Here is an 18,711-nt window from a genome sequence, read left to right on the forward strand (position 1 = left end):
CTTCGTCAGTTGGCTTCGTGACGGGACGCGCGGCGGCGACCGATGTGACCGCTCAGAGTGTATCGCCGACCTGCCATGCATCGCCCTCGCGGCGGACGTCGAGCTGCCGGACGGCCGGTGCGGCGTCGCCGCGGGCCACGTCCAGCGCGATCGTGCCCGCGCCCGAGCCGTCGGTGCGGTAATCGGACACGTCCACGCGCAGCACGTCGCCGGCCCCGGGGCAGGCGGACGCGGGTGCAGGGTCGAGGCCTGCTTCGCGCGCCGCGGCCTGCGTGGCCTCGCCTGGGTCCTGCCCGTCCACCGACAGGCACAGCTGTGCGCCTGGCACGCGCGCCTGCTCGGCCACGGCCAGCGTCACCGCCAGCGCGGGCGGAGTCGGGACGAGGTGCACGGCATCGACGGTGTTGATCGCCTGCAGTGATGGATCGAGCGGAGCATTGGCCGGCGCGGTGCGGGTCACCGGCGTCGGCAGGTCCCAGCCCGGGGTGCGGAACTGGTTGAGCCACAGCGCCAGCGCCACCGCCGCGACAAGGAACATGCCCAGCCCCACCTGCGCGCGCCGCTTGGGCGCGGCCGCTCGCGCGGCGTGCCCGGACCCGGGCAGGAAGCTGGCGGGATTGGCCGGCGTGGCTTCCAGCAGTCCTGCCGCGTGCAGCAACTGGCGCGCGCGTGACTGGTCGTCCGAACGCACCACCCACACGCTGGCGCGCGACGCGTTGCCACCGCTTTCGCGATAGCTGAAGCCGCTGCGGATCGAACGCCGGTAGCGCTGCCCGTCCTCGACCCGCACCTCGATCCCTTCGTCGGCGAGCAGTTTCGCCACGGCCTGCACGTTCTCGATGCGGGCACTGCTGAAGACCTGGCGCATGTCAGCCCCTGCATCCGCTCGTGGTCGGCCGCGTCGCCATCAGGCGCCCTGGCCCTTCGCCGGAGCCGTGTCGGCGTCCCCAAGCACGCGGATCATTCCTTCCTGCGCGGCGCTGGCCACCAGCCGCCCGTCGCGCGAGAAGATCTGGCCGCGCGCCAGCCCGCGAGAACCCTGCGCGCTCGGGCTGTCGATCGCATACAGCAGCCACTCGTCGGCGCGGAACGGACGATGGAACCACAGCGCATGGTCGAGCGAAGCCATCTGCACGTTCGGCTGGTAATAGCTGATGCCGTGCGGGAAGGTGGTCGTGCCCAGCAGATGGAAATCCGATGCGTAGGCGAGCAGGGCGCGATGCAGCTCAGGGGCGTCGCCAACCCGCTCCGACAGCCGGAACCAGACGTGGTTGAACGGGGGCTGCCGCGCCGGCTCCAGGTCGTTTCGGGGGTGGACGTGGCGGAATTCGAACGGACCGGCGCGGTCCAGCCAGCGCCGCACCTTGCTCGGTAGTGCCGCCAGCACATCGGGCGCCAGCGGATCCGCTGGCCGGATGTCCTCCGGGGCGGGCACCTGCGGCATCGGCGGCTGGTGCTCGGCGCCGTTCTCCTCTTCCTGGAACGAGGCCGCGCAGAAGAAGATCACCTTGCCGTGCTGGATCGCGGTCACCCGCCGCACCGAGAAGCTGCCGCCGTCGCGGGTGCGGTCGACGTGGTACACGATCGGATGCTCGACGTCGCCGGCGCGCAAGAAATACGCGTGCAGCGAATGCGCCGGACGGGGCTCGGGCATCGTCGCCTGCGCCGCCGACAGCGCCTGCCCCAGCACCTGCCCGCCAAACACGTAGCGGGTACCGATATCGCGGCTCTGCCCGCGGAAGAGGTTGTCCTCCAGCCGCTCAAGCGAAAGCAGTTCGATCAATTCGGATACGGCGGAATTCATGGCGCGGATTATACGGGGATGGCAGCAAGGCCCAGTGCAAGACACGGGAAGCGCTTGCCGTAGTAGCAGGATCCTGCCGAAGGCATGTGCCGCGAGTCGCAAAGCCGCGGCGACCCGGCGGGGGATGGTGCAAGCGGCACATGGATGTGCCGCGGCCGCGAGTGCGGACAAGGATGTCTGCCCGGGCGGTGCGCCATCCCCCGCCGGGGCGTCGTGGCCCTACCGCAGCCCGCGTTCCCCTGGATTTTTCTGGTTCCTCTCCAATCAAGGGGAAGTTGGATGCAATAGGGAAGAAGTGCCCCGCCGTCTTGGCTTCGGTCGGACGCCGCGCCCTGTCGGCCGGGGATCGCTTTTCGCTCGGTCAGGGCATCCTGCCCTGACTCGCGCGCAAAACATCCATGTTTTGCTTGCCGCAATCCCCGGCCGCCAGGACGCGCCTCGTCGCTGCTCCTGCCGGCGATGCCTTGATCCCCCGCGGTTCCGAACCCCGATTCAATCCCTGGCGCTTGGGCAGCCTCCCGCACATTGGTGGAGAACCATTTCTGCCGTATACGGGTTGTGCCCTGGACAAGGAGTCCCGGCAGGGAGTTCTCAGGGCAGTCGCCGCAGCCCGCAGCTGGCCAGCACCTGTGGCCAGGGAAACAGCGGGCCGGGATCGCGCTTGCGGGATACCAGGACGGTCGGGTCGTCGCTTGCCGGGACGCGCTCGGTGTCGAGGTCCTCGTGGCCCGCGATGCCTTCGAGCGCTGGCAAGGCGGCGTGCAGATGCGCGAGCAACGCAAGCAGCGCCTCGATCTGCGCATCCGGATAGGGCTCATCCATCGCCTGGTGGCCCGCGTCCAGCCAGTGCGGGAAGCGTCCACGGTTGACCAGCTCGATGCCGACCGAATTTGCGTTGCGCCCGCGCACGTGGTGGGCGATGCGCGTGGCCGGTACGTACTCGACGACGCTGCCGTCGCGGTCGATGTACCAGTGGCCGCTGTTGCCCGTGCCCGCGTCGTAGAGCACGCGTTCACCGTATTCGCGCGCAGTGGCCAGGTCGGGCAGCTCGGTGCAGTGGATCACGACCAGCTCCACCGCCTCTGCTGCACGTGCCTGCAGGCGCTCGACATAGGGCAGGTGATGGACGTCGATCCCGATCTCGCTGGAGGGCGCAGGCATCGGGCGATGCTAGCATTGTGCAATGAAAATCCCGCCTCCCGGAACACAGATGCACGCCCTGATGTCGCGGTTTCCGCGCGCCGGAATCGTGCAGTGGATCGGGCTGCGTCCGGGCCGGAACGTGGCGATGCGCGAGGTCGACGCGGTCGAGGCGGCGGCCGGCGGCGGCCTGGCCGGCGACCGCTATGCCGGCGGCAGCGGCAAGCGCGGCGTGACCCTGATTCAGGCCGAACACCTGCCCGTGATCGCGGCGCTTGCCGGGCATGGAGCGGTCGTGCCGGCCACGTTGCGCCGCAACCTGGTGGTGTCCGGGATCACGCTGGCCGCGCTCAAGGGCCAGCGCTTCCGTGTCGGCGGGGTGCTGCTGGAGGGCACCGACGCCTGCGATCCCTGCTCGCGCATGGAAGACGCACTCGGCGCGGGCGGCTACAACGCCATGCGCGGCATGGGCGGGCTGTGCGCACGCATCCTCGAGGGCGGCACGCTGCGGCTGGGCGACACCGTGGCATGGGTGGAGGCATGAGCATCCGCGGACACTGCATCCTCTCGCACGGGTTCGAGAGTGGTCCCGACGCAACCAAGGTCACGGCGCTGGCCGAAGTCGCCGCGCGCTTGGGCTGGAGCCACGAGCGGCCGGACTACACCGACCTCGATGCGAAGCACGGGATCAGCCGCGTCGGCGACGTGCTCGCGCGCGTTGAGCGCCTGCGCGCGCTGGCCGAAGCTGCCGCGATGCGCGGCCCGCTGGTGTTGGCCGGTTCAAGCCTGGGCGCCTGGATTTCCGGCCAGGTCTCTCTGCGCGTCGCGGTGCGCGGACTGTTCCTGATGGCGCCGCCCACGAGCATGGGCGAGGCGCCGCCGCTGCAGGCGGCGGACGTTCCGACCAGCATCGTGCATGGCTGGCACGACGAACTGATCGCCGCAGGCGACGTGGTCGAATGGGCGCGCGCACGCAGCGCGGAGCTGCTGCTGGTCGATGACAGGCACCGCCTGTCGGCCAGCGTGCAGGCCTCGGCCAATGCCTTCGCCGCCCTGCTTGCGCGGATCGGGCAATGAGGTTCTTCGCCTCCTGCGCCAAGGGCCTGGAATACCTGCTGGCCGACGAACTGGTCGCGCTCGGCTGCACGCGCGCCACCGCGGCCATGGCTGGCGTCAATGCCGAAGGCAGCCTGGTGGACGCGCAGCGTGCGGTGCTGTGGTCGCGCCTGGCCAGCCGCGTGCTGTGGCCGCTGTCCGATTGGGAGTGCGCCGATACCGATGCGCTCTATCGCGGCGCGCGCGAACTGCCCTGGCCCGAGCACCTCGACACGCAGATGACACTTGCAGTCGATGCGCACGTCTCGGGCAGCGCCATCACGCATGCGCGCTATGCCGCGCAGCGGGTCAAGGATGCCGTGGTCGACGTGCTGCGCGAGGCGACGGGCGCGCGCCCGGACGTCGATGTCGCCGCGCCGGACCTGCGCCTGAACCTGGTGGTGCGCAAGGGCAGGGCGCTGCTCTCGGTCGACCTCGGCGGTGGTCCGCTGCACCGGCGCGGCTGGCGCGGCGCACAGGGCGATGCACCGCTCAAGGAAACGCTGGCCGCGGCGGTGCTCATGCGCGGCGGCTGGGCGGCGCTGTACGCGCAGGGCGGCGGTTTGCTCGACCCGATGTGCGGCAGCGGCACCCTGCTGATCGAGGGCGCGCTGATGGCCGCCGACGTGGCGCCGGGCCTGCTGCGGCATGGCGACGTGGCGCCGAGCCGGTGGCGCGGCTTCGACATCGATGCGTGGCGGGTGCTGGTCGACGACGCGCTGGCGCGCGAGCGCGCCGGGCGCCTGTCGCTGCGTCCAGTGTTCGACGGCAGTGACCTGGATCCCCAGGCGATCCGCGCCGCGCGCGAGAACGCGACGGCGGCCGGACTGCGCGAGCTGATCCGCTGGGACGTGCGCGGGATCGAGCAGCTGGATGCAGGCGACATCGGCCCGCCTTCCGAGGGCGGCACGCAGGCGGTAGCGCCCGCGCAGGCACCGGCCGTGGCGCGGCAGGACGGCGAGGCGCAATCTCCGCCGGCCGACACGTCCCCCGGCCTCGTCGTCTGCAATCCGCCCTACGACGCGCGGCTGGCCGCCGATCCCGCGCTGTACCGCGCGCTTGGCAATGCGCTGCGGCGCGTGGTCCCCGGTTGGCGCGCCAGCCTGCTGTGCGGTGATCGCGAACTCGCATTCGCCACCGGCCTGCGCGCCAAGAAGAGCTACCAGCTGTTCAACGGCGCGCTCGAATGCACCCTGATCGTCTGCGACCCGGTGCAGCCGACGATGCGCGCCGATGCCGCGCCGCGCGAGTTGGCCGAGGGTGCGCGCATGGTCGCCAATCGCCTGCGCAAGACGCTCAAGGCGTCGAAGACCTGGCGTGAGCGCGAGCATGTCGACTGCTTCCGTGCCTACGACGCCGACATCCCCGAGCACGCCGCCGCGGTCGACGTATACACCGATGCGAGCTCGCGCGAGCGCTGGCTGCATGTGCAGGAGTACGCGGCGCCGGCGGAAATCCCCGAGCCCGTCACGCGCAGGCGCCTGGGCGAGCTGATGGCCGGTGCCGCCGACGCGCTGGATGTGCCGCGGGAGCGCATCGCGCTCAAGACCCGCACGCGCGGCAAGGGCGGCAGCAAGTACGGCAACCTGGCCCATCGCGGCGAGTTCATCACCGTGCGCGAGGGCGACGCGAAGCTGCGGGTGAACCTGTTCGACTACCTCGACACCGGCCTGTTCCTCGACCACCGGCCGCTGCGCCTGCGCATCGCGCAGGAGGCGCGTGACTCGCGCTTTCTCAACCTGTTCTGCTACACCGGCGCGGCCACGGTGCAGGCGGCTGTGGGCGGCGCCGCGCAGACCACCAGCGTCGACCTGTCCGCCACCTACCTGGAGTGGCTGGCCGACAACCTTCGCGAGAACGGCATCGGCGGCACCCGCCACCGCATCGTCCAGGCCGACGCCATGGCCTGGCTGCGCGCGGATCGCGGCGAGTACGACCTGGTGTTCTGCGATCCGCCCACGTTCTCCAACTCTGCGCGCGCAGATGACTTCGACGTGCAGCGCTCGCATGTGGAGCTGCTGCGGTTGGCGGTGGCACGGCTGTCGTTTGGCGGCGTGCTGTATTTCTCGAACAACTTCCGGCGCTTCCGGCTGGATGCGGAGGCGATCTCGGCGTTCGCCGAGGTCGAGGATGTCAGCGCGGGCACGATCCCGCCCGATTTCGCACGCAATCCGCGCATCCACCGGACCTGGAGGCTGGTGGGGCGGTAGCGCGGGGTGGCAAGTACCGTTCCATCGGTGCAGGTTTTGCGGGCGGCATCGGCGCGCCATATTGGCCGGCACTCCATGAGGACACCGCCATGAACGCGACAAATACCGACCGCCAGGCCCGCATCGTCCGCAAGGTGCGCGGCATGCCCGCGTCCGATGGCGCGGGGGTCAAGCTGACCCGCGTGATCGGCAGCGGCGAGTTGCCCGACCTGGATCCATTCCTGCTGCTCGACGAGTTCGGCACCGATCGCCCGGAGGACTATCTCGCTGGCTTCCCCAGCCATCCGCACCGCGGCTTCGAGACGGTGACCTACATGCTCGATGGCCGCATGCGCCATCGCGACAACCACGGCAACGAGGGCCTGCTGGTCCCCGGCGCCGTGCAGTGGATGACCGCCGGTCGCGGCCTGGTGCATTCGGAGATGCCCGAGCAGGAGGCAGGCCGCATGCGCGGCTTCCAGCTGTGGGTGAACCTGCCGGCGAAGGACAAGATGACCGCGCCGCGCTACCAGGAATTCCCTCCGGCGCAGCTGCCGGTGCTGGAGCCTGCCGAAGGCGTCAGCATCAAGCTGATCGCCGGCGAGGTCGACGGCGTGCGTGGACCGATCTCGCAGCCGGCCACCGACCCGCTCTATCTCGACATCTCGCTCGCGGCAAACACGCAATGGCAGTACGAACTGCCGGCCGGACACAACGCGTTCGCCTACGCGTTCGAGGGCAGCGCGAGCGTCGGTACGGGCGAGGATGCCAGGCCACTGGTGGCGCAGGAGCTGGCCGTGCTCGGCGGGGGCGGATTCGACAGCGAGCCGGGGCCTGCGCTGCTGACGCTGCGCGGCGGGGATGCGGGCGTGCGCCTGATCCTGGTCGCCGGGCGTCCGCTGCGTGAGCCGGTCGCACGCCATGGGCCGTTCGTGATGAACACCCGCCAGGAGCTCATGCAGGCCTTCGTCGACTACCAGGAAGGCCGTTTCTGAGTGGCAGCCGGGTTGGCGACAGCCCGGCCAGCGATCGGACATCCCGCCGGGGCGACGCGCTCGGCGCGACGGGGGAACGGTCGCCGCCGCCCGTCGATGCGGCGCTGCAGCACGGGTGGCCGCCGCGCGCCGCTATAGTGGCCTTGGAAATGGACTTCGCCCCCCTTGCAGTACGTGATACCCGCGGCGCTGTTGCGGTACGGCACCTTCCCCCATGCAGGACTGTGACCTCGTGGTCCCTTCGCTACATGGAGCTATTTCCGATGAGAACGATCTTCCTGCTGGTGGCCGGCCTGCTGTGGTCGAGCCAGGGGTCCGCGCAGGCGGCCGAAGAGAATTGTCCCGAGCTGCCTACGGGCGCTGCCGTGGCCTGGGATGTGGTCCAGGGGCCCGACTTCGTATTCTGCAAGGCGATCCGTCAGAGCGACGGTACCCAGGCGTTGTCGGTGATGCTGGGCGCTGATCCGTCGTTCCGACCGGAGCGCGGGATGCGTGAGGAATCCGCGGTGATCGATGGCCACAAGGTGCGCTGGTATCGCGGCGAGGTGGCGACGGTGCGCGAGGTGCACGTGCGCGAGACGCTGGTTGAACTTGGCCGGCGGAGCAATGCGCACATCGTGGTGCGCGCCGACTCCGAGGACCTGCTGGCACAAAACCAGCAGCTGGCCGAGGCGCTGCGCTTCCGCGCGACCGCCGTCGGCGGCGACTGACCGCTCGCGACAGCCGGCCGGTATCGCCGGCCGCAGCAACGTGGACCAGGCGCCGCCCCCGGTCAAGGCCGTGGCGCTAGTGGCTGCCCAGCCGCGTATCGCGGAAACGCAGGCCCTCGGCCAGGCGCCGGCTTTCGGCAAGCTGTTGCTCGCTGTCCGCGCGCAGCACGACATGCGCGAACACGTCGTCGTCCAGTTCGATCGCCGTCTCGCGCACGATCGCGCTCTGGTCGGCGATAACGCCGCGATACCAGCGCACTTCGTGCCCGTCGATCTCCCCGCGCTCCTCGCGCAGGGACATGCGCTCCCGCATTGGCGATTCGCTGCGCAACATCACCGAGAACGCCTGGCTGCCGTCGGTCTCGCGCATGGCCCGGCAATACAGGAAGCCGGCGCCTTCGGACATCTGCCACTCCAGTCCGCTGGCGGTTGGCAGTTCCGGGCAGTTGCCTGCCTGGGCGAGGGCCTGCAGCGGCACGAGCAGGGCGGCGAGCGGAATCCAGCGCTTGATCATCGGGCGGTCCATGCAAGGGAGAACCGCCCGACCATGCCATGGGCAGGCGGATGACGCAACGCACCAAAGCCGACGGACGTCATGCTTTGCATGCATGGCCCCGCTGTTTGCGGGGCATGCACGGACGGGCCCATCCGCTCCACCTGATTGTCAGTAGCGCCCGGTTTCCAGCCGCGCCCGCCCGCGGGCATCGATGCGGACGGTGCTGGTCCGGTCGAACTCGGTTTCGGTCATGGCTGCGACGTCGCAGCTGCACAGCGCGGCGACGATGTCCGGCACGGTGTTGCTGTGCCCGGCCACCAGCACCGTGCCCTCGCGATGTGCGGCCTTCAGCCGTGCGACCAGGATAGTTGCCGGCTCATCCGCGTCGTAGACGGTGGCGGCCAGTCCCTGCGCCGTGGCGGTGGGGGCGACCGTGTCGCGGGTGCGGCGGAAGCCGGTGGTGTAGATCGCCACGACGTTCGCGCCCGCCAGCCTGCGTGCCAGCGATGCGGCGCGTTCGCGGCCGGCGGCGCTCAGCGCGGGATCGCCGCCCACAGCGTCCGCCTTCTCCGCATGTCGCACGATGACGAAGGCCACCTCGTCCGTGCTGGCGCGCGGCTGCGGCGTGGCGCAGGCGGCAAGTACGAGCGCGGCCAGCAGCCACGACAGGCGGGCCACGCCGCGCCTGCCTGCGGCTGCAGGTGGGCACGCCACAGCGGCTTGGGCATTCCGCCTGTCGCCGCTCACTGCTTCCGTCCAGCCGGTGCGCCGGTGGGCGCGAGCGCCACCAACAGCCCGCGCGCGGCCTTGAGTCGCGTGTCGAAGTCGGGCAACTCCAGGGTGATGCGCAGCTTGTCCGGGCCGTCCATGCGGTAGTGCTTCGGCTGGCCCTGGATCAGGCGGATCACGCCCATCGGGTCGATCGCGGGCTGGTCGGCGAACTGCAGTCGGCCGCCTGCGCCGCCCAGGTCGAGCTTGCGGATGCCCAGCGCCGTGGCCTGCAGCTTGAGCTCGGCGATGGCGAACAGCTGCTTCGCCGGATCGGGCAGCAGGCCGAAGCGGTCGATCATCTCGACCTGCAGCTCGCGCAGTTCGTCGGCGTCGCGCGCGGAGCTGATGCGTTTGTACAGGGTCAGGCGCGCGTGCACGTCGGGCAGATAGGCATCCGGGATCAGTGCCGGCACGTGCAGCTCCACGTCCGCGCCGCGATAGGCGGTTTCGTCCAGGTCGGGCAGCTTGCCCTGGCGGATCGAGCGCACCGCGCGCTCCAGCAGCTCGGTGTAGAGGCTGAAGCCGACCTCGGCCATCTGCCCGCTCTGGTCTTCGCCCAGCAGCTCGCCGGCGCCGCGGATTTCCAGGTCGTGGGTGGCCAGGGTGAAGCCGGCGCCGAGTTCGTCCATCGAGGCGATCGCATCCAGGCGTTTCTGCGCATCGGCGGTGATCGAACGGCCGTCGGGCACCACCAGGTAGGCATAGGCGCGGTGATGCGAGCGGCCCACGCGGCCGCGCAGCTGGTGCAGCTGGGCCAGGCCGAACTTGTCGGCGCGGTTGATGACGATGGTGTTGGCGTTGGGGATGTCGATGCCCGACTCGATGATGGTCGAGCACAGCAGCACGTTGAAGCGCTGCTTGTGGAAGTCGAGCATCACCCGCTCCAGCTCGCGCTCGGGCATCTGCCCGTGGGCGATGCCGATGCGCGCATCCGGCACCAGCTGTTCCAGCTCGCGCTGCATGCGCCCGATGCTTTCGACGTCGTTGTGCAGGAAGTAGACCTGGCCGCCGCGCGAGAGCTCGCGCTGGAAGGCCTCGCGCAGCATCGCGTCATCCCAGGCATGGATGAAAGTCTGTACCGCCAAGCGGTGCGCGGGCGGTGTGGCGATGATCGACAGGTCGCGCAGGCCGGCCATGGCCATGTTGAGCGTGCGCGGGATCGGAGTGGCGGTGAGGGTGAGCAGGTGCACGTTGGCGCGCAGCGCCTTCAGCGCTTCCTTCTGGCGCACGCCGAAACGCTGCTCCTCGTCGACGATGACCAGGCCCAGGTCCTTGAACTTGACGTCCTTCTGCAGCAGACGGTGGGTGCCGACGATGACGTCGATCTTCCCTTCCGCCAGCTTTTCCAGCTCGGCCTTGATCTCCTTGGTGCTCTTGAAGCGCGACAGCACCTCGACCTTGAGCGGCCAGTCGGCGAAGCGGTCGCGGAAGTTGCGGTAGTGCTGCTCGGCCAGCAGTGTGGTCGGCACGAGGATGGCCACCTGCTTGCCGGCGGCCGCGGCGACGAAGGCCGCGCGCACCGCCACCTCGGTCTTGCCGAAGCCGACGTCGCCGCAGACCACGCGGTCCATCGGCTGGCTGGAGCCGAGGTCGCGGATCACCGCCTCGATCGCGGCGTGCTGGTCGGGCGTTTCTTCGAACGGGAAGGCCGCGGCGAACGGCTCGTACATGGCGCGGTCGACGGTCAGCGCCAGGCCCGCGCGTGCCATGCGCTTGGCCTGGATCTCGAGCAGCTCGGCGGCGACGTCGCGCACCTTTTCGGCGGCCTTGCGCCTGGCCTTGGCCCATTGCTCGCCGCCGAGCGAATGCAGCGGCGCCGTTTCGGGAGAGGCGCCGGAGTAGCGGTTGACCAGGTGCAGCTGCGCGACCGGGACGTACAGGCGGTCGCCCTTGGCGTATTCGATGTCGAGGTATTCGCCGGCCTGCCCGCCGGCTTCAAGCGTGACCAGGCCGCGATAGCGGCCGACGCCGTGGTCCTCGTGGACGATCGGCGCGCCTTCGCCGAGCTCGCCCAGGTCGCGGATGATCGCCTCGGGTTCGCGGCCGGCGCGCTTGCGGCGGCGCGGCTGGGAGGCGCGCTCGGGGAACAGCTGGCGCTCGGTGAGGATCGCGACGTGCGGCGCGTCGAGCGCGAAGCCGTCGTCGAGTGGCGCGACGGCGATGGCAAAGCCGGGGTCGTGCGCGCGTGCATCGGTGGCCTTGCCGTCGGATGCCGGCTTGCCGCTTCCGCCGGGACCACGGTCGGAAATGAACGTGGCGAAGTCGGGCAGGACCTCGGGGACCAGGCCGGCCACGTCGAGCATCTCGAGCAGCGCCTCGCGTCGACCGGCCGAGTCGGCGGCCACCAGTACGCGGCCGCCGTAGCTGGACAGGAAGCTCTTGAGCGAAGCGCCCGGCGCGCTGTCGCGCAGTGCCAGCGGCAGCACGGGCGCGGGCTGGTCGCCCAGCGCCTGTGCCTGCGCGTGGCGCGGGTGCGAGGGCGGGCACAGCTCGATGCGCTGGCCTTCGTTGAGCCGTTCGCGCAGCGTCTCGGGCGACATCCACAGCTCGGACGGCGGCAGCAGCGGGCGCTCGATGTCGTGGCGCAACTGTTCGTACCGGTCGCCGGCCTGCTTCCAGAAATGGTCGGCGGCCTCCAGTGCGCCTTCGTCGACCAGCGGCAGGGTGCCGGGCGCGAGGTAGTCGAACAGGGTGGCGGTCGAATCGAAGAACAGCGGCAGGTAGTACTCGATGCCGGCGGGCGCGATGCCAGCCTTGAGGTCCTGCATCAGGGCACTGCGCCGGGTGTCGACGTCGAAGCGGCCGCGCAGCGCGTCGAGCACCGCGCCGAGTGCGTCCGCGTCGGTGGGCACCTCGCGCCCGGGCAGCATGCGCACCGCCTCGACCTTGTCCAGCGAGCGCTGGGTTTCGGGGTCGAAGGCACGGATTGTCTCGATGCTGTCGTCGAACAGCTCGACGCGGTAGGGCTCGGTCGCGCCCATCGGGTACACGTCCAGCAGCCCGCCGCGCACGGCGAAATCGCCCGGGTCGTACACCTGCGGCACGTTGCGGTAGCCGGCGCCACCCAGCCGGCGCTTCTCGGCATCGAGGTCGAGCGTCTGCCCCACGCGCACGTCGAACGCGCTGCCGACCGCGTAGCGCAGCGGCGGCAGCCGCTGCAGCAGGGTCTGCACCGGAACGATCACGATCGCCTGCCTGCGCAGGGTCGGCAGGCGCAGCAGCGTGGACAGGCGCTGGGAAATGATGTCCGGATGCGGGCTGAAGCGGTCCCAGGGCAGGGTTTCCCAGTCCGGGAAGGGGACCACCGGCAGGCTCGCGTCAGCGCCCAGCAGGGTGTGCAGGTCGGATTCGAGCTGGTGCGCGGCGTGGTTGTCGCGGGCGATCAGCAGCAGCGGCGCCGACTGCGCGTGCGCCGCGCGTGCGGCGTGCCAGGCCAGGGCGCTGCGGCTGGCCGGCACGCGCCACCAGGCGCGGGGCTGGCCGGCGCGCGGCAGGTGGGGGGAAGGGCTGTCCTGTGGGGGCATCTACGCGGGTTCCGGAAAAGCACGACCGCGCCGGCAACGGCGTTGCCAGCGTTCGAAAGGCCGGATTTTAACGCGTGCAGCCCAAGGGGCGGGCGCTCAGCTCTCGTCCTGGCGCAGCCACTGCAGCCTGTGGGCGCCGCCTGCAGGCGCCAGCGCGGCCTGCAGCGCTGGCAGCAGCCGCTGCAGGGTCTGCTCGAACTGCCAGGGCGGGTTGCACAGCAGCAGGCCGCTGCCGTTCATGCGCAGCGCTGATTCCTCGGGGCGCACCATCAGCTCCGCGATCACTACCGACTTCGCCGGCAGGTGCGCGGCCTTGCGCAGGAACGGCTGCAGGGTCGCGCGCTGCTTGATCGGGTACCACAGCATGAACATGCCCTGCGGCCAGCGCAGCAGGCCCGCGCGCAGCGACGACAGGATGGCGTCGAATTCCGCGCGCTGCGCCTCGTACGGAGGATCGATCAGCACCAGGCCGCGGCCGATGCGGGGGGTTCCGGATTTGGGCGGCAGCAGCGCCTCGATGGCGGCATAACCGTCGCGCTGGTGCACACCCACGCGCGGGTCGCCGGCGAAACACTCCTTCAATGCTGCGGCTTCGCCCGGCTGCAGTTCACAGCACGCGATCCGGTCATACTCGCGCAGCGCGCGGGCCAGCAGCCATGGTGAACCCGGATACGCGCTCGGGCCGTGCTGCGTGCGGCAGGCATCGATGGCGGCGCGATACGGTGCGAGCACGGGATCGTCACCCCGCTCCAGCAGGGCGCCGACGCCATCGGTTGCTTCCCAGGTACGCCGCGCATGCTCGCCATCGAGCTGGTACAGGCCGCGCCCGGCGTGCGTATCCAGCGCGAAGCAGGCGCTGGGCTTGGTCACCAGCGCTTCGCACAGGGCCAGCAGCACGGTGTGCTTGAGGACATCGGCGTGGTTGCCGGCGTGGAAGGCGTGGCGGTAGTTCATGGGGCTGGGCTGGGGGTCGGGGGTCGAAGGAGCCTAACGGTTTGTCATCCCGAGCGCAGCGAGGGATCTGCTTTACCCGGATCAGAAACACATCCCTCGCTGCGCTCGGGATGACAACTCGCTACGCTTCCTTTCGATTCCGCTTCCCGATTCCGCCCATGCCTTCCATCCTCCTGGTCGAAGACGAAGCCGCCATCGCCGGCACGGTGCTGTACGCGCTGCGCGAGGACGGCTACCAGGCCAGGCACTGCCTCACCGCGGGCGATGCGCTGGCAGTCGCGGCGGAGCAGGCGTTCGACTTGGCCATCCTCGACGTCGGTCTGCCCGACCTGGGCGGTTTTGCGCTCTGTCGCAGGCTGCGCGAGCAAAGGGACCTGCCGGTGATCTTCCTGACCGCGCGACAGGAGGAGGCGGATCGCATCCTGGGCTTCGAGCTGGGTGCCGACGATTACGTCTCCAAGCCGTTTTCGCCGCGCGAGCTGGTGGCGCGCGTGCGCGCGGTGCTGCGACGCGCGCAGCCCACGGCGGCCGAGGCCGTCGCGCAGCCGGCGATGACGGCCTTCGAACACGATGCCGAGGGCATGCGCGTCCGCTACCGCGGCCGCCTGCTGGAGCTGACCCGCTACGAGTACGGCCTGCTGGCTGCGCTGCTGGCGCGCCCCGGCGCGGTGCTGGGCCGGGCGCAGCTGATGGACCGGGTATGGGGCGATGCGCTGGACACCGGGGACCGCACCATCGATACCCACGTCAAGACGCTGCGCGCCAAGCTGCACGCGGTCGCGCCCGATGCCGAGCCGATCCGCACGCATCGCGGCCTCGGCTATTCGATCGACGCCGGCTGAGCCGCCGTGAAGATCGGCCTGCGCATCCTGCTCGGCTATTTCGTGATCGTCGCGGTTGCCGGATTCCTGCTGATGCGCGTGTTCGTGCAGGAGGTCAAGCCGGGCGTGCGGCAGGCGATGGAGGACACGCTGGCCGACACCGCCAACGTGCTGGCCGAGTTGGCCACCGACGACATGCTCGCCGGGCGCATCGCCGACGGCCACTTCGCCGCGCGCATCGCCCGGCTGCGTGAGCGCGAACTGGGCGCGAAGATCTGGGACTTCGACAAGGCCGGCGTGAGCTACCGCATCACCGTCACCGATGCGGCCGGCATCGTCGTGTTCGATTCGGCCGGGCGCGACCTGGGCCGCGACAACTCGCACTGGAACGATGTCCACCGCACGCTGCGCGGCCAGTACGGCGCGCGCTCCACGCGCAGCGATCCGGACGATGAGTCCTCCTCGGTGATGTATGTGGCCGCGCCGATCCGCGACGGTGGGCGCGTGCTCGGCGTGCTCACGGTGTCCAAGCCGAATCAGACGATCGAGCCCTTCATCCAGCGCAGCGAGCGCATCGTGCGGCGCTGGGGCCTGGTGCTGCTGGGCGTGGCGCTGACCATCGGCCTGTTCATGGCCTGGTGGCTGTCGCGCCAGCTTGGCGGCCTGCAGCGCTACGCGCGCGCGGTGACCGAGGGCGAGCGCGCCACGCTGCCGCGCTCGGCCGGTGAATTCCGCGACCTCGGCCTGGCGCTGGAAACCATGCGCGACCGGCTCGAGGGCAAGCAATACGTGGAAAACTACGTGCACAGCCTCACCCACGAGCTGAAATCGCCGCTGACCGCGATCCGCGGTGCGGCCGAACTGCTCGAACGCCCCCTGCCCGAGGCCGACCGCGTCCATTTCGCCGGCACGATCCGGGAACAGGGCGAGCGCATGACCCGGACCATCGACATGCTGCTGGCCCTGGCGGCCGTCGAGCACCGGCAGCGGATCGATGCGCCCGAAGCAGTGGGCCTGCCTGCGCTGCTGGCCGAAGTCGCCGCCGACGCCGCCATGCGCGCCGGCGAGGCTGGCGTCCGCATCGAGACAGGTGACGACGAGGCGCTGCCGCCGCTGCACGGTGATCGCTTTCTGCTGCGCCAGATGCTGGGCAACCTGCTCGACAACGCCATCGACTTTTCGCCGCGTGGCGGGGTGGTGACGCTCTCCGCCCGCGTGGACGGCGCACGCCTGCATATCGAGGTGGCCGACCAGGGTGGTGGCATACCCGACTACGCGGCCGGCCGCGTGTTCGAGCGGTTCTATTCGCTGCCGCGTCCCGGCACCGGTGCGCGCAGCAGCGGCCTCGGGTTGGGCTTCGTGCGCGAAGTCGCCGCGCTCCACGGCGGCGAGGCGGACCTGCGCAACCACCCCGAAGGCGGCGCGATCGCCAGCGTGAGCCTGCCCCTCGCCGGAGGTTGATTCCGCGTCGGCAGTCGCCGTCTTTCGTCCGCCCGCAGCAAGATCACCACTTCACTCCCGCTTCACCGTCCCGCCATCCTCTCCCCGCACGTCGCGCGCATCGTGGCGCCCTGTTCCTTCGAGGAGGTGGTGCAATGCGACTGTGGCTGAAGATCTTGATGGTGGCGGGCATGACCCTGGCAATCCTGGTACCGCTGATGCTGATCCGCGGCACGATCCAGGAGCGACAGGCCTACCGGCACGAAGTGGTGCGCGACATCGCCGCCAACTTCGGTGGACGCCAGGTGTTTGGCGGGCCGGTACTGTTGGTGCCCTATGTCGACACGGTCGAGGAGGATGTCGTCCACGGCGAAGGCGACGTGCGCAGGGTTGTCCAGCGCAAGCCCGGTAGCTGGACGTTCTTTCCCGAATCGCTCTCCATCGGCGGCACGCTGCAGCCGGACACGCGGCGGCGCGGGCTGCACGAGGTGCGGGTCTACCAGTGGGACGGCGTGGCGCTGGCCAGGTTCGACGTGCGGCTGCCGCCGCCCGAGAGCGCCGCCACGAGCCGCGAGGTTGGCCGCCCCTGGCTGAGCTACGGCATCGCCGACGTGCGCGGCCTGCGCGGCACGCCGCAGCTGCAGGTCGGTGGCCGCGCGATGACGCCGCTGCAGGGCATCGGCCACGGCGACGGTCCCGGCCTGCACGTACGCCTGGAGGCGCCCGGCGACGACGGCCGCATCGTGCTGGACACGCGCATCGAACTGCAGCTGCGCGGCACCGAGACCTTCGCGATGATGCCCTACGGCCGCAGCAACGACCTGCGCCTGGCCTCGTCGTGGCGGCATCCCAAGTTCGAAGGCGTCTCGCCGCAGCACGATATCGACGACAGCGGCTTCCGCGCGCGCTGGCAGGTGGCATCGGTGGCGAGCAACGCGCAGCGCCGCTACCTGCAGGATCCCGCGCTCACGGTTCCGGAGCGATTCCGCGAAGCCGCGGCCGACCTGCCGTGGTCGCCCCAGCCCGATGGCGTCAGCGTATCGCTGGTCGACCCGGTCAACCCCTACCTGCAGGCCGAGCGCGCGACCAAGTACGGGCTGCTGTTCGTGTTGCTGACCTTCGTCGGCTTCTTCATGTTCGAGCTGCTCAAGCGGCTGCCGATCCATCCGATCCAGTACGCGCTGGTCGGCCTGGCGATCGCGCTCTTCTTCCTGCTGCTGGTGAGCCTGAGCGAGCACGTGGCCTTCGGCCTGGCCTACCTGTGCGCAACCGTCGCCTGCATCGGGCTGATCGCGTTCTACCTGGCCGCCGTGCTGCGCAGCACCGCGCGCGGGCTGGGTTTTGCGGCGATGCTTGCGGCGCTGTACGCCGCGCTCTATGGCCTGCTGGTGTCGGAGGACAACGCGCTGGTGCTGGGCGCTGGGCTGCTGTTCCTGATCCTGGCCGCGATCATGGTGGCCACGCGCAAGGTGGACTGGTACCAGCTGTCCTCGCGCACGACGACACCGGGTTGAGGTGCAGCGCTAGAATCCGCGGATGCACGAGGCGTCTTCCATCACCATCCGCAGCCTGACCGGCAGCGACGCGCGGCGGCATCTGGACGATGTCGCCGCGCTGCGCATCGCAGTCTTCGACCATCGCGAGGCGCATGCGCGCCGACTCGGCGGCTTCGGATGGACGGCCTTCGCCGCGGTCGAGCGCGAGCCACAGGATCCGCGCCGCCCGGAGGGCCACCGCGGCCATGAGGTGCTGTGGACGGCCCGCGGCTACACGCGCAGGCCGGAGCTCGGGATGCAGCTCGACTGGGCGGAAGCCGGTGTCGGCGAGTGCTCGCACGCGCTGCGCTTCTGGCTGCGTCCGCTGGAGCAGGCGGCATGAAGGTCGCAGCCGCGAAGTATGCGATCCAGGCGCCGCCAAGCTTCGACGCGTTTGCCGAGCGCCAGCGGCGCCTGCTCGAGGGCGTCGCCGTGCAGGGCGCGGATATCGCGGTGCTGCCGGAGTACCTGTCGCTGGAGCTGGCCTCGACCCTGGCCGCCGACGTGGCGGGCGAGTTGCGCGCATCGCTGGCGGCGATCCAGCGCTATCGCGAAGCATGGTTGGCGCTGTTCGCGGCCATCGCGCGCGACACCGGCATGATCATCGCCGCGGGCACCTTCCTGCTCGACCTTGGCAACGGCCGCTACCGCAACCGCGCCGATCTGTTCCTGCCCGGCGGCGGCCACGCGTGGCAGGACAAGCTGCAGCTGACCGGCTTCGAAAAGTCCACCGGCCTGATTGACGGCGGTGATGCGCTCAAGGTCTTCGACGCGGGTGGTGCGAGGCTGGGCCTGGCTGTCTGCTACGACATCGAATTCCCACTTCCGGTGCGCGCGCAGTACGAAGCCGGCGCGCGACTGCTGCTGGTGCCCAGCTGCACCGATACCGCAGCAGGCGCGACGCGGGTGCGCGTGGGCGGCCTGGCGCGCGCGCTGGAGAACCGCTGCTTCGTCGCGCACGCGGTCACCGCCGGCGACGCGCCGTGGCATCCGGCGCTGGACGTGAACACGGGCGAGGCCGCGATCTACGCACCGATGGACGCAGGGTTTCCCGCCGACGGCGTGCTGGCGAGCACCCGTGACGGTGGGCAATGGGCGATCTCCGATATCGACCTCGCCGCGCTGGAGGCATCGCGCGACCACGCGCAGGTGGCCAACGACCGCGACTGGCGCGGGCAGTCCCTGCCTGCACTCACCACGGCGCGGGTCGAAGACCCGACATAGGGTGCGTCAGGCG

General features: G+C 70.4%; 17 protein-coding genes. 10 read left to right on the forward strand and 7 right to left on the reverse strand.

Going from position 1 to position 18,711, the window contains the following annotated elements; genetic code table 11:
- Positions 1 to 52: 52 nt before the first annotated feature.
- The 3 genes from ACW5EG_RS04565 to ACW5EG_RS04575 form a co-directional block, all read right to left on the reverse strand.
- Positions 53 to 868: a hypothetical protein gene (locus ACW5EG_RS04565; RefSeq protein ID WP_457020946.1), complete on the reverse strand. Its 816-nt coding sequence runs from the start codon at positions 866 to 868 to the stop codon at positions 53 to 55.
- Between the two features lie 39 nt (positions 869 to 907).
- Positions 908 to 1,804: an acyl-CoA thioesterase II gene (gene tesB, locus ACW5EG_RS04570; RefSeq protein WP_457017570.1), complete on the reverse strand. Its 897-nt coding sequence runs from the start codon at positions 1,802 to 1,804 to the stop codon at positions 908 to 910.
- Positions 1,805 to 2,395: 591 nt separating this feature from the next.
- Positions 2,396 to 2,965, reverse strand: coding sequence for an N-acetylmuramoyl-L-alanine amidase (locus tag ACW5EG_RS04575; RefSeq protein ID WP_457020947.1), 570 nt, complete (start codon positions 2,963 to 2,965; stop codon positions 2,396 to 2,398).
- 49 nt (positions 2,966 to 3,014) lie between these two features.
- Between ACW5EG_RS04575 and ACW5EG_RS04580 the strand changes: the two genes are divergently transcribed.
- The 5 genes from ACW5EG_RS04580 (at position 3,015) to ACW5EG_RS04600 (ending at position 7,933) form a co-directional block, all read left to right on the forward strand.
- Positions 3,015 to 3,488 carry an MOSC domain-containing protein gene (locus ACW5EG_RS04580; protein WP_457021402.1) on the forward strand — a complete coding sequence of 158 codons (474 nt, stop codon included), beginning with the start codon at positions 3,015 to 3,017 and terminating at the stop codon, positions 3,486 to 3,488.
- The gene (locus ACW5EG_RS04585) at positions 3,485 to 4,021 is read left to right on the forward strand and encodes a hypothetical protein (protein WP_457017572.1); all 537 of its coding nucleotides are present in this window, start codon (positions 3,485 to 3,487) and stop codon (positions 4,019 to 4,021) included. The genes ACW5EG_RS04580 and ACW5EG_RS04585 overlap by 4 nt, the downstream gene beginning before the upstream one ends.
- The gene (gene rlmKL / locus ACW5EG_RS04590) at positions 4,018 to 6,249 is read left to right on the forward strand and encodes a bifunctional 23S rRNA (guanine(2069)-N(7))-methyltransferase RlmK/23S rRNA (guanine(2445)-N(2))-methyltransferase RlmL (protein ID WP_457020948.1); all 2,232 of its coding nucleotides are present in this window, start codon (positions 4,018 to 4,020) and stop codon (positions 6,247 to 6,249) included. Before ACW5EG_RS04585 ends, rlmKL begins: the two co-directional genes overlap by 4 nt.
- An 89-nt stretch (positions 6,250 to 6,338) precedes the next feature.
- Positions 6,339 to 7,223, forward strand: coding sequence for a pirin family protein (locus ACW5EG_RS04595; protein WP_457017574.1), 885 nt, complete (start codon positions 6,339 to 6,341; stop codon positions 7,221 to 7,223).
- Between the two features lie 263 nt (positions 7,224 to 7,486).
- The gene (locus tag ACW5EG_RS04600) at positions 7,487 to 7,933 is read left to right on the forward strand and encodes a hypothetical protein (protein WP_457017575.1); all 447 of its coding nucleotides are present in this window, start codon (positions 7,487 to 7,489) and stop codon (positions 7,931 to 7,933) included.
- Between the two features lie 76 nt (positions 7,934 to 8,009).
- Here ACW5EG_RS04600 and ACW5EG_RS04605 read toward each other — a convergent pair whose 3' ends face one another.
- From ACW5EG_RS04605 to ACW5EG_RS04620, 4 genes are all read right to left on the reverse strand, one after another.
- Positions 8,010 to 8,447 carry a hypothetical protein gene (locus ACW5EG_RS04605; RefSeq protein WP_457017576.1) on the reverse strand — a complete coding sequence of 146 codons (438 nt, stop codon included), beginning with the start codon at positions 8,445 to 8,447 and terminating at the stop codon, positions 8,010 to 8,012.
- 150 nt (positions 8,448 to 8,597) lie between these two features.
- Positions 8,598 to 9,107 (reverse strand): SixA phosphatase family protein, encoded by a 510-nt coding sequence (locus tag ACW5EG_RS04610; protein ID WP_457020949.1) that lies wholly within the window; start codon positions 9,105 to 9,107, stop codon positions 8,598 to 8,600.
- Between the two features lie 65 nt (positions 9,108 to 9,172).
- Positions 9,173 to 12,724, reverse strand: coding sequence for a transcription-repair coupling factor (gene mfd / locus ACW5EG_RS04615; RefSeq protein ID WP_457020950.1), 3,552 nt, complete (start codon positions 12,722 to 12,724; stop codon positions 9,173 to 9,175).
- Between the two features lie 96 nt (positions 12,725 to 12,820).
- The gene (locus tag ACW5EG_RS04620; protein ID WP_457017579.1) at positions 12,821 to 13,678 is read right to left on the reverse strand and encodes a 23S rRNA (adenine(2030)-N(6))-methyltransferase RlmJ; all 858 of its coding nucleotides are present in this window, start codon (positions 13,676 to 13,678) and stop codon (positions 12,821 to 12,823) included.
- 158 nt (positions 13,679 to 13,836) lie between these two features.
- Here ACW5EG_RS04620 and creB point away from each other — a divergent pair, with 158 nt between their 5' ends.
- The 5 genes from creB (at position 13,837) to ACW5EG_RS04645 (ending at position 18,698) form a co-directional block, all read left to right on the forward strand.
- Positions 13,837 to 14,520 carry a two-component system response regulator CreB gene (gene creB / locus ACW5EG_RS04625; RefSeq protein ID WP_457020951.1) on the forward strand — a complete coding sequence of 228 codons (684 nt, stop codon included), beginning with the start codon at positions 13,837 to 13,839 and terminating at the stop codon, positions 14,518 to 14,520.
- 6 nt (positions 14,521 to 14,526) lie between these two features.
- The gene (gene creC / locus ACW5EG_RS04630; RefSeq protein ID WP_457020952.1) at positions 14,527 to 15,960 is read left to right on the forward strand and encodes a two-component system sensor histidine kinase CreC; all 1,434 of its coding nucleotides are present in this window, start codon (positions 14,527 to 14,529) and stop codon (positions 15,958 to 15,960) included.
- A 134-nt stretch (positions 15,961 to 16,094) separates the two neighbouring features.
- Positions 16,095 to 17,453, forward strand: a complete 1,359-nt coding sequence (gene creD, locus ACW5EG_RS04635) for a cell envelope integrity protein CreD (protein WP_457020953.1) — start codon at positions 16,095 to 16,097, stop codon at positions 17,451 to 17,453.
- A 22-nt stretch (positions 17,454 to 17,475) separates the two neighbouring features.
- The gene (locus ACW5EG_RS04640) at positions 17,476 to 17,817 is read left to right on the forward strand and encodes a hypothetical protein (protein WP_457020954.1); all 342 of its coding nucleotides are present in this window, start codon (positions 17,476 to 17,478) and stop codon (positions 17,815 to 17,817) included.
- Positions 17,814 to 18,698: a carbon-nitrogen hydrolase family protein gene (locus ACW5EG_RS04645; protein ID WP_457017584.1), complete on the forward strand. Its 885-nt coding sequence runs from the start codon at positions 17,814 to 17,816 to the stop codon at positions 18,696 to 18,698. The genes ACW5EG_RS04640 and ACW5EG_RS04645 overlap by 4 nt, the downstream gene beginning before the upstream one ends.
- The last annotated feature ends 13 nt before the right edge of the window (positions 18,699 to 18,711 follow it).

It is taken from the genome of Luteimonas sp. A611, from assembly GCF_054072715.1.

What these genes read in the sequence shown, in the direction of transcription:
- ACW5EG_RS04585 (WP_457017572.1), top strand. Translation starts at nt 3,485, where the DNA reads ATGAGCATCCGCGGACACTGCATCCTCTCGCACGGGTTCGAGAGTGGT.
- ACW5EG_RS04575 (WP_457020947.1), bottom strand. Translation starts at nt 2,965, where the DNA reads ATGCCTGCGCCCTCCAGCGAGATCGGGATCGACGTCCATCACCTGCCC.
- ACW5EG_RS04595 (WP_457017574.1), top strand. Translation starts at nt 6,339, where the DNA reads ATGAACGCGACAAATACCGACCGCCAGGCCCGCATCGTCCGCAAGGTG.
- ACW5EG_RS04565 (WP_457020946.1), bottom strand. Translation starts at nt 868, where the DNA reads ATGCGCCAGGTCTTCAGCAGTGCCCGCATCGAGAACGTGCAGGCCGTG.
- rlmKL (WP_457020948.1), top strand. Translation starts at nt 4,018, where the DNA reads ATGAGGTTCTTCGCCTCCTGCGCCAAGGGCCTGGAATACCTGCTGGCC.
- ACW5EG_RS04605 (WP_457017576.1), bottom strand. Translation starts at nt 8,447, where the DNA reads ATGATCAAGCGCTGGATTCCGCTCGCCGCCCTGCTCGTGCCGCTGCAG.
- tesB (WP_457017570.1), bottom strand. Translation starts at nt 1,804, where the DNA reads ATGAATTCCGCCGTATCCGAATTGATCGAACTGCTTTCGCTTGAGCGG.
- ACW5EG_RS04580 (WP_457021402.1), top strand. Translation starts at nt 3,015, where the DNA reads ATGCACGCCCTGATGTCGCGGTTTCCGCGCGCCGGAATCGTGCAGTGG.
- ACW5EG_RS04600 (WP_457017575.1), top strand. Translation starts at nt 7,487, where the DNA reads ATGAGAACGATCTTCCTGCTGGTGGCCGGCCTGCTGTGGTCGAGCCAG.
- creD (WP_457020953.1), top strand. Translation starts at nt 16,095, where the DNA reads ATGCGACTGTGGCTGAAGATCTTGATGGTGGCGGGCATGACCCTGGCA.
- ACW5EG_RS04640 (WP_457020954.1), top strand. Translation starts at nt 17,476, where the DNA reads ATGCACGAGGCGTCTTCCATCACCATCCGCAGCCTGACCGGCAGCGAC.
- ACW5EG_RS04645 (WP_457017584.1), top strand. Translation starts at nt 17,814, where the DNA reads ATGAAGGTCGCAGCCGCGAAGTATGCGATCCAGGCGCCGCCAAGCTTC.
- creB (WP_457020951.1), top strand. Translation starts at nt 13,837, where the DNA reads ATGCCTTCCATCCTCCTGGTCGAAGACGAAGCCGCCATCGCCGGCACG.
- ACW5EG_RS04620 (WP_457017579.1), bottom strand. Translation starts at nt 13,678, where the DNA reads ATGAACTACCGCCACGCCTTCCACGCCGGCAACCACGCCGATGTCCTC.
- mfd (WP_457020950.1), bottom strand. Translation starts at nt 12,724, where the DNA reads ATGCCCCCACAGGACAGCCCTTCCCCCCACCTGCCGCGCGCCGGCCAG.